This window comes from Streptomyces sp. NPDC102278 (genome assembly GCF_044766345.1).
GTDB lineage: Bacteria > Actinomycetota > Actinomycetes > Streptomycetales > Streptomycetaceae > Streptomyces.
Genome location: NZ_JBIWLV010000002.1, coordinates 428,670 through 437,923 on the forward strand (window position 1 = coordinate 428,670; position 9,254 = coordinate 437,923).

At 74.1% G+C, this 9,254-nt stretch carries 8 protein-coding genes; 7 read left to right on the forward strand and 1 reads right to left on the reverse strand.

Annotated features, from left to right (window positions below; genetic code table 11):
* Positions 1–488: 488 nt before the first annotated feature.
* The 3 genes from ACIRO3_RS06800 to ACIRO3_RS06810 all read left to right on the forward strand — a co-directional run bounded on the left by ACIRO3_RS06800 (position 489) and on the right by ACIRO3_RS06810 (position 3,233).
* On the forward strand, positions 489–1,427 hold the full coding sequence (locus ACIRO3_RS06800) for a RimK family alpha-L-glutamate ligase (RefSeq protein WP_404133289.1): 939 nt from the start codon (positions 489–491) through the stop codon (positions 1,425–1,427).
* Positions 1,424–2,239 carry a RimK family alpha-L-glutamate ligase gene (locus ACIRO3_RS06805; RefSeq protein ID WP_404133292.1) on the forward strand — a complete coding sequence of 272 codons (816 nt, stop codon included), beginning with the start codon at positions 1,424–1,426 and terminating at the stop codon, positions 2,237–2,239. Before ACIRO3_RS06800 ends, ACIRO3_RS06805 begins: the two co-directional genes overlap by 4 nt.
* A 91-nt stretch (positions 2,240–2,330) precedes the next feature.
* Positions 2,331–3,233, forward strand: a complete 903-nt coding sequence (locus tag ACIRO3_RS06810) for a DMT family transporter (protein WP_404133295.1) — start codon at positions 2,331–2,333, stop codon at positions 3,231–3,233.
* A 30-nt stretch (positions 3,234–3,263) separates the two neighbouring features.
* Here ACIRO3_RS06810 and ACIRO3_RS06815 read toward each other — a convergent pair whose 3' ends face one another.
* Positions 3,264–3,386 (reverse strand): hypothetical protein, encoded by a 123-nt coding sequence (locus ACIRO3_RS06815; RefSeq protein ID WP_404133298.1) that lies wholly within the window; start codon positions 3,384–3,386, stop codon positions 3,264–3,266.
* Between the two features lie 224 nt (positions 3,387–3,610).
* Between ACIRO3_RS06815 and ACIRO3_RS06820 the strand changes: the two genes are divergently transcribed.
* From ACIRO3_RS06820 to ACIRO3_RS06835, 4 genes are all read left to right on the forward strand, one after another.
* Complete coding sequence (locus tag ACIRO3_RS06820; protein ID WP_404133300.1) at positions 3,611–4,663, forward strand: zinc-dependent alcohol dehydrogenase family protein; 1,053 nt, start codon at positions 3,611–3,613, stop codon at positions 4,661–4,663.
* A gap of 221 nt (positions 4,664–4,884) precedes the next feature.
* Complete coding sequence (locus tag ACIRO3_RS06825; protein ID WP_404133303.1) at positions 4,885–5,544, forward strand: GPP34 family phosphoprotein; 660 nt, start codon at positions 4,885–4,887, stop codon at positions 5,542–5,544.
* 551 nt (positions 5,545–6,095) lie between these two features.
* Positions 6,096–6,944: a RimK family alpha-L-glutamate ligase gene (locus ACIRO3_RS06830; protein ID WP_404133306.1), complete on the forward strand. Its 849-nt coding sequence runs from the start codon at positions 6,096–6,098 to the stop codon at positions 6,942–6,944.
* A gap of 1,245 nt (positions 6,945–8,189) precedes the next feature.
* Complete coding sequence (locus ACIRO3_RS06835; RefSeq protein ID WP_404133309.1) at positions 8,190–9,170, forward strand: alpha/beta hydrolase fold domain-containing protein; 981 nt, start codon at positions 8,190–8,192, stop codon at positions 9,168–9,170.
* The last annotated feature ends 84 nt before the right edge of the window (positions 9,171–9,254 follow it).

Genomic DNA, 9,254 nt, shown 5'->3' on the forward strand with positions numbered 1-9,254 from the left:
CAAACCGGGGCGAAAATGGAAGAGAGGGTTCCTGTGGCAACGAGGCGTAACTATAGGAGAACCGTTGATCACTTTGGATAGCCATTGACCACTATCACCCTGCGTAGTGGGCGTTAGATTCCACTGTGTTGCGGTTTCAGCCAGATTGCACTCGGTCACAATTCGTTTCCCCGGGCTACGACTCCCCCCGGGATGCCCGACCGCGGTCCCCGTGATGCCCGACCGCGCCCCCCATCACGACCCCATGCCGCCCCCGCGGAAGGCCGCTCTGTTTCACCGCGCCCGACTCACGCCGCCAAGGCCTCCCGTACCGTCAGTGCACCGTGCCCCTGCGCACCGTGACGGTTCGTTCCCGAATCCGATCCGAGGAAGGCACGAAGAATGGCACCCTGCGGGACGATCATCACATTGCGACCATGGCATCCTGTGACGTCACAACTCGCCGGACGGGATCGGCGGCGGACGTCCGGGGAATATGGGGAAGGTCCATGAGGCTCTGCTTCCTGGTGGAGGAGCACTACCGCCACGACGGCATGCCGAACGAGGTGATCCGGCAACTGACGGCTTGGGGGCACCACGTGGACGTCCTGCGCCCGGGCGGCTCGCTCCTGCGCATGACGAACCTGGTCGAAGCGGGTGCCCACGACGCCTGGGTGCTCAAGACCGTGTCCGGCGGCCCCGGGCTGACCCTGCTGGAGGCGGCCGCGGCGGCGGGAATGACGACGGTCAACGACGCCCGGTCCATCCGCGGCGTGCGGGACAAGGCACTCGCCGCCGCCATCGGACGGGTGCGGGGGCTTCCGTTGCCCCCGACGTACGCCGTGGCCCGGCCCGAACTGCTGGCGGAGATCCCGACCTCGGAGTACCCCCTGGTCGTCAAACCCGCCGACGGGAGCTCCGGACGGTCGGTGCACCTGCTGTCCGCCCCGGACCGGCTCACGGCCCTCCTCCCCGAACTGGCGGGCGAGGGAATGCTCATCGCCCAGCCGTACGTGCCCAATTCGGGCACGGACATCAAGGTGTACTGCGTCGGTGGGGAACTGTTCGCCACCGAACGCCGCTCACCGCTCCACCCGGACCGTGCGGTACGCGAACGTCGGGTACCGCTGTCGACCGAAGTCGCGGCCATCGCGGCACAGGTCGGGGCGGTCTACGGGCTGGATCTGTACGGACTGGACGTGCTGTTGGGTCCCGAGGGGCCGGTGGTGGTCGACGTCAACGACTTCCCCAGTTTCCGACAGGTCCCCCAAGCGGCGGCCCGGGTGGCGCGGGCGGTGCTCGACCTGGCACGGGTGGGCGGTGTCCGGGTGGAGGCCCCCGCCGGACCCGGGCCCTCCTGGCCGCAGCAGCGACCGTACGCGGCCCCGGCGCCGCTGACGGCGACCATCGGGGCGCAGGTCTCGACGCGAGCGGGAGAAGGCGTATGAGGATCGGTCTGATCACACCCGACCCGGGGCACCCGCTGCTGGCGACGGCGACGGAGCTCCTGGGCGCCGAGCACGAGATCGCCGTGCTGGACCCGGCGGATCCGGGGGCGGCGGCCGCGGCCACCGACCGGGCCGACGTGTACCTGTTGAAGGCGCGTACCCCGAGGGCGCTGGAACTGGCGCGCGAACTGGAGCGGCGGGGCGCCCGGGTGGTGAACTCGGCCGAAGCCACCGAACGCTGCCAGGACCGCACGGAGATGGCGGAACTGGCCCGACGCGCCGGCCTGCCCTTCGCCACCACCCGGACGTTCGGCTCGCTGGGTCAGCTGGCCCTGCACTCCACCGGACCGGGACTGCCCGGCATGCCCTGGCCGGTGGTGGTCAAGAGCCGGCGCAGCCGCAAGGACGACCTGGTGGCGCGGGTCGACGACGCGGCGCGGCTGCGGAAGCTGGCCGGCGGCTGGGGTCAGGAGCCGGTCGTGGTCCAGGGGTTCGCCCCCAACAGCGGCTGGGACCACAAGCTGTGGGCGATCGGCAACCGGGTCTTCACGGCGCTGCGCCGCTCCGAACTCGCCGACGAGGAATCCGCCGCCGAGCGCATCCCGGACGAACCGCGCCCGGAGTGGGCGGAGCTGACCCTGCGGGTCGGCGAGGTCTTCGGCCTGGACGTGTACGGGGTGGACATCATCGACACCGGCGAGGGCGCCCCGCTGATCGTGGACGTCAACGCCTTCCCCGGCATCCGGGGCCAGGCGGGAGCCCCGGAGGCGCTGGCCGCCCTGGCCCTGCGCAGAGCCCGCGGGAACGGCTGACGCGCCCCCGGCAGGTCCTGCGTGGGGCCGGACGGGGGAACGGCGCCGTGTCCCGGTCGGGCGCGGGTGGCATCGCGGTGAGGATCGCGGGATGGGCTTCGTCCTGCCGGTCCTCCTCGCGCTCCTCGCGGCGCTGAGCAACGCCCTCGCCACCGTGCTCCAGCGCCGGGCCGCGCTCACCGTGCCGCAGAGCACCGGGTTCCGCCCCGGGTTGGTCCTCGACCTGCTGAGACGCCCGCTGTGGCTCGCCGGGATCCTCGCCGTGATCCTGGCCGGGGCGGGACAGGCCGCCGCGCTGGCCACGGGCCCGCTGGCCCTCGTACAACCGCTCTTCGTACTGGAACTGCCCCTCGCGCTGCTCATCGCCACCCTGCTGACGCGGCGGCGGCTCCCGTCACCGCTCTGGCTCGCCGTGGCCGCGGTGGTCGCCGGGCTGGGCCTGGCCCTCGCCGGCGCCGCGCCGGCCGGGAACCGCACCCACGTCCCGCTCGACCGCTGGCTGCCCGTTCTCCTCGCGTGCGTCGTCGTCGTGGCCGCCCTGGCCGCCGCCGGACTGCGCCGGCCGCCGGGACGGGCCCGGGCCGGGTGTCTCGGTGCGGCCACCGCCGTCTGCTACGCGCTCACGGCGGGCCTGATGAAGTCGTCCGTGCACATCCTCGCCGAGGGCGGCGTCGGCGCGTTCCTGACCTCGTGGCAGACGTACGCCTTCGGCGTCACCGGCATCTGCGCCCTCCTGCTGCTCGAACACGCCATGCAGGGCGGACCGCTGATCGCGTCGCAGCCCGCGCTGACGCTGGGCGACGCCGGCATCAGCGTGGCGCTGGGCGTCCTGGTGTACGAGGAGCACCTGCGGTCCGGCTGGTGGCTGCTCCCCCAGGTGGCGGGCATCGCCCTGATCGGCGTCGGCGTCCTCGCGCTGGCCCGGTCCGGCGCGGACGAGGAGGGGGCCGGGGCCGCCGTCGGTGCGGGCGGGCGCGGCGACGGGGCGGTCTGACCCCCGCCGCCACGAACCGGCCGGGAACGGCTACTTGATGACCTCGACCTTCTTGTCCCCGGCGGCGGCGTGGGCCTGCGAGCCCGCGCCGAGCGCGGTGACGACGAACGCGAGCAGGACGGCCACGACGGCTGCGGCACGCTTGCGGTTCACGGTTTCCCCCTGGTGGTCCGGACGGCCCCACCCGGCTCCGGCGGCGCCCGCAGCCTCCCACCGGGCTCCGCGCCGGACAAGTACGGCCGGACGGGTACGGCCGGACGGGTACGCGACGGAACGTCGGCCGCGGGCACCGGTGGCGGCGAGGACGGGCCGGGATCACGGGGCGGGCGCGGCCGGTAGCGTGCGGGGCAGTCGAGCGAGGGCGGAGGGCAGATTCCATGCGCGCGGTGGTGTTCGAGCGGTTCGGTGAGCCGGCCGAGGTACGCGAGGTGGCGGATCCGGTCCCGGCGGCGGGCGGCGTCGTGGTCCGTGTGGAGGCCACCGGCCTGTGCCGCAGCGACTGGCACGGCTGGATGGGACACGACCCGGACGTCGTGCTGCCCCACGTGCCCGGGCACGAACTCGCCGGGATCGTCGAGGCGGTGGGCGCGGGTGTCACCCGCCGCAAGGTCGGGGACCGGGTGACGGTGCCGTTCGTCTGCGCCTGCGGCAACTGCGCCGACTGCGCCGCCGGCGACCACCAGGTGTGCGCCCGACAGACGCAACCCGGGTTCACGCACTGGGGGTCGTTCGCCGAGTACGTGGCCCTGGACCATGCCGACGTGAACCTGGTCCCGCTGCCGGACGAGTTGTCGTACGCCACCGCCGCCGGACTGGGCTGCCGGTTCGCGACGGCGTTCCGGGCCGTGGTGGCGCGCGGCAGGGTGGCGCCGGGCGAGTGGGTCGCCGTACACGGGTGCGGCGGGGTCGGGTTGTCCGCGGTGATGATCGCGGCGGCGGCCGGGGCGCGGGTCGTCGCCGTGGACACCTCGCCGGAAGCGCTGGGACTGGCGGGGCGGTTCGGGGCCGCGCACGGTGTGGACGCGCGTTCCGGCGACACGGCGGAAGCCGTACGGGAACTGACCGGCGGCGGGGCCCACCTCTCGCTCGACGCCCTGGGATCCCCGGCGACGGCCGCCGCGTCGGTCGCCGGGTTGCGCAGGCGCGGCCGGCACGTGCAGGTCGGGCTGCTGCCGTCGGCGTCCGGGGCGTCGGTCCTGCCGATGGAGCGGGTGATCGGGTGGGAGTTGGAGATCCTCGGCAGTCACGGGATGGCCGCCCACGCCTACCCCCCGATGATGGAACTCGTCCGCTCCGGCGCGCTGCGGCCCGACCTGCTGGTGACGGCGACGATCGCGCTGGACGGGGCGCCGGCGGCGCTCGCCACGATGGGCACGACGCCGGGGAACGGGATCACCGTCATCCGGCCCGGGGCGGTCTCCGCACCTTGAGCGGGCCGAGCGGGGGTGGGCGCGGGGCGGGCGCGGGGGGGCGTGGGGGTGGGCGCGGGGTAGGCGCGGGGCGGGCCGCCACCCGCCGGCCGCCACCCGCCGGCCGCCACCCGTCACCCGTCACCCGTCACCCGTCACCCGTCACCCGTCACCCGCCGGGAACTCTCCGCGGCGGCCGGACGTCTGAACATCTGACGAGGGATCATCGGGGGGAGACGGACATGGGGATCACACTGGCCGAGGAGATCATGCTGCTCTCCCTGGACGACGAGTCCGGGGCGGCGAAGCAGCGCGAGGCCACGGGGTGGGCGGTCGCGGGCGGGATCCTGCTCGAACTGGTGCTGGCGGGGCGTGTGTCGGTGACGGGCAAGTACCTGGACACGACCGATGCGACCCCCACCGGGCAGCCGCTGCTCGACACGCGCCTCAGACTGATCGAGACCTGGACGCGTGGCAGGAACAGGCGTCGGGTGACCGACTGGCTGACCAAGGACCACACGAAGGCGGTTGGCGCCGCCCTGGAAAGCCTGCGCGATCGGGGCGTGGTCCTGGAGACCCACCACAAGGTGCTGGGCGTGTTCCCGACCCGCCGCCATCCCGAGGCCGACGGCTCGGTGGAGCGGGCCCTGCGGGACCGGCTCGACGCGGTCGTCCTGGCCGGCGCGGACCCCGACGAGCGGACGGCGGGCCTGATCGCGCTGATCCACTCCGCGAAGCTGGGGCGTCTCGTCTTCCCCGACGCGCCCCGCAAGGAGACCGCCGCGCGCATGGCGGAGATAGCCGACGGGCAGTGGGCCGCCGAGAACGTCCGCAACGCAATCCGCGACATGCGGGCCGCCATCACCGCGGCCACGGCCGCCTCGATCGCGGCGGTCAGCTGAGGCTTCCCCGGCGGGGGCCTGGTGGTCCGGCCCCCCGAGGGGGGCCCGGGGGTCCGGCGGTCCGGCAGCCCGGCGGTCCGGTGGGGGGCGGGTGGGGTGCTCTCGGGGTGTCGGGCGGTGCTGTCGGGGTTGCCGGGGCGTGGGGTGCCGGGGCGGTGCTGTCCGGGTTGCCGGGGCGTCGGGTGCCGGGGGCCGTCGGGGGTGTGTGTCGGGCGGTGCTGTCCGGATTGCCGGGGCGCGGGGTGGCGGGGGCCGTCGGGGGTGTGTGTCGGGCGGTGCTGTCCGGATTGCCGGGGCGTCGGGTGCCGGGGGCCGTCGGTGCCGGGGCGGTGTGGGGGTGGCCTGTCGCTCCCCCGCGCTCGGCCTCGTGGCGCCGCTGCGGTGGCGGTGGCCTGGCCTTTTCGCCTCGACGCCCGCGCGGTCGGCGGCGTAGATTCGCGGCAGCCCCGGGACTCCCCCGGGTGCGGCCGAGACAAAGGGAACGGTGTCGCGTGACACGTGCGGGTGCGGGTGCGGGTGCGGTTGTGGGCGGATCGGCGCCTCGACGGGTCGTGTTGGCCACCGACGGCTTCGGCGGCGCCGAGGACGCGGAACTGCCCGTCCTCGTGTCCGCGCTGCGCGAGAGGGGCGTCGACGCGGTCGCGGTCGACTGGGCGGAGGAGGGCTACGACTGGGCCACGCCGGACGTCGTCGTCATCCGCTCGACCTGGGACTACTCGCAGCGGCTGCCGGAGTTCCTCGCCTGGGTCGACGGGGTGAACGCGGTGACCGCGCTGCACAGCCCGGCCGGGCTGGTGCGCTGGAACAGCGACAAGGTGTACCTCGCGGAACTCGCGGCCCGGGGCGTCCCGACGGTGCCGACCCGGTTCATCGCGCCCGGCGATCCCGTGACGCTGCCGCCGGACGGTGAGATCGTCGTCAAACCGTCGGTGTCGGCCGGCGCCCGTGACACGGCCCGGTACACGTCGGCTCAGCGGGACGCCGCCACGGCCCACGTCCGAATGCTGCACGGGGCCGGGGCGACGGCCATGGTGCAGCCGTACATGGAACGGATAGTGGACGGGGAACGGGCGCTGGTGTTCCTGGGCGGCGAGTTCAGCCACGCGGTGCGCAAGGGCCCGGTGCTCACGGACACCGGCCGCATCGACAACACCCGTGTCGCGCATCCCGACCTGACCGGGCACGCGCCCTCGACGGCCGAACTCGCCCTGGCCACCGCGGCCCTCTCCGCGGTGGCCTCCCGGACGTCCGGCCCGTTGGCCTACGCGCGCGTGGACCTCGCACCGGCCGGCGACGGCACCCCGGTCCTGATGGAACTGGAACTGATCGAACCCAACCTGTTCCTGACGATGGCGCCGGGCGGCGTGGAACGGTTCGTGGAGGTCGTCACCGGCTTGTGAGCGACGGCGGCAGCAATGGCGGAAAGTGCCCGGGAACCGGGGACGGGAACCGGGGACGGGAACCGGGGACGGGAACCGGGGGCCGGGAACCGGGGGCCGGGAACCGGGGGCCGGGAGGTTCCGGAGGGGATGCGCGGAGCTCCAAGCACGGAGCCGCGCCACCAGTTCCAGTTCCAGTTCCGCCGCGAGTTCCCCCGGATCGCGGGGACCGACGTGCGGAGCGGCCGTGGACCGGACCCGGAAGCGGTTCTCCGGGTCAGCTCGTCGGCCTCCTCGATCATGAGGTCCTGGAGCTCCGGCGGGATCGTCCGGTCCTCGGTGAACCGAAGGTAGGGGCACGGAATCCGACCCCACGACCCGGGCAGGCCCCGGGCGTCGGCGGAGCCGATGTCCGCCGACTCGTCGGGCTGGCTCCAGGATGTTGAGCAGGGTACGGATCTCTCCGTCCGTCCGTGCGGTCCGCGGCCGTCCCCTTCCGGACGACCCGCAGCAATTCCAGGTCGCCGGAGCGCCAGTTGAGTCGATAGCCCCGGTTCCGCGGGAGTGGGTCACGACGGGCAGTCGGAAGATCGCGCTTCCGGCGGCTTCGGGGGGCCGCCATCAGCTCCTGCATGGTGGTCCGTGCCAGGGGGGCGGAAGGCCGAGACGTAGACGAGGTGCGAGATCAGCTCGGGCACCCGTAGGCCACGGTGTTCCGCGTGGGTCCGCCCATGCTCTGGCCGACCGGCACCACCGAGCCGAGCCGGTGCGCCCGCCGCACCACGTCGGCCCCGTGGTCGGCGAAGTCGGCCGACGTGACCTTCGCCGTGGGCGAGGGTGCGGGTACGCGGCCCCTCGGGGTCCTGCGGCGTCTGGTAGGCGCGAAAAGTACGCCCCGGGCCCGTGGCCGGGCAGGTCGACCACCAACGCGAGGTCCCCGCGCAGGGCGAGCTCGGCCAGGACGGGGGCGACCAGGTGGGAACCACTCGGTTTCGGCCGCGCGTGATCACCGGCGCTCACCGGCGAGGGGGCCGGGCGGGCGATCTCGACGCTCGGGAAATCGGACCACAGCGGGGCTTGTGGTCGGCGGAAACGCATCGCTACAGTCCTGATTACACGTGTAACCCGACTGCTCCCACCTGTGGCCGGCGCAAGCATTCCGGACATGCATCAAGAACCGCCACCAAGCATCACCAAACATCCGCAAGCCTGGCCTCACACCGACTCCGACGGCCCTCAGGGCCGCGCCGCACAGGAAGGGCCCCCATGACGCAGTCTCCCCCCGCCGCATCCGCGCCCGTAGCGTTCGACCCGACCGACACGACCTGGCCTCCCCCGCCCTACCGGGCCCCCGAACCGCCCGTGACGGACGGGCACGGGATCCGCCACCACGACGGGATCACCTACGCCACCACGCCCGGCTACCGACCCCGGCTGCTGGACGTCCGGGTACCGGCGGGCGAGGGGCCCTTCCCGGTGGTCGTCTGGATCCACGGCGGCGGATGGTTGGACGGCGACCGCCGCTACCCGCCGCCGACCGTCCCGGCCGCGCTGCTGCACGGTGCGGTCCTGGGCGCCGGCCTCGCCCTCGTCTCCATCGACTACCGGCACAGCCTCGAAGCCCCGTTCCCGGCCCAGCTGCACGACGTGAAGGCCGCGATCCGCTACGTCCGCGCGTACGCCGGAGTCCTCGGCCTCGACGCCGACCGGATCGCCGTCTGGGGCGAGTCGGCGGGTGGACACCTGGCCGCGCTCGCGGGCCTGGTCGGCCCGGACAGCGCGGACGGAGCGGCGCTGGAGGGCGCGCACGGGGTGGGCTCCGGGGACACGGGCGTGCGGGCCGTGGTCGACTGGTACGGGGTCTCCGACCTGATCTCCCTCGCCGAACACCCGATGCCGCCGATGCCGCCCATGCCACCCGGCGTCGAGTTCCCCGATCCGTACGAAGCGCTCCTGGGTGCGGGCGTGGCCGCGCGCCGGGACCTGGCGAGGGCCGCGAGCCCGGTGACGCATGCGGCCACGGCCTCGAACCCGCCGCCGTTCCTGCTCGTCCACGGCCGCCTGGACGGGCTGGTCCCGTACAGCCAGAGCGAGTTGCTCGCCGCCGCGCTGGAGAGCGTGGGGGGCGAGGTCGTCCTGCGCCCCGTGGAGGGCGCCGACCACATCTTCCTCGGCTCCCCCGACGTGCCGGGGATCGTCGCGGAGAGCGTCGCGTTCCTGTCCCACCACCTCCGCTCCGAGGCCTGACGAGCGCGTCGGCCGCGACGTGAAGCCGTGCGGGGCGGCATGCCCGCGCGCCGACTCGGCGACGACGGGCACACGCGCCCGTAC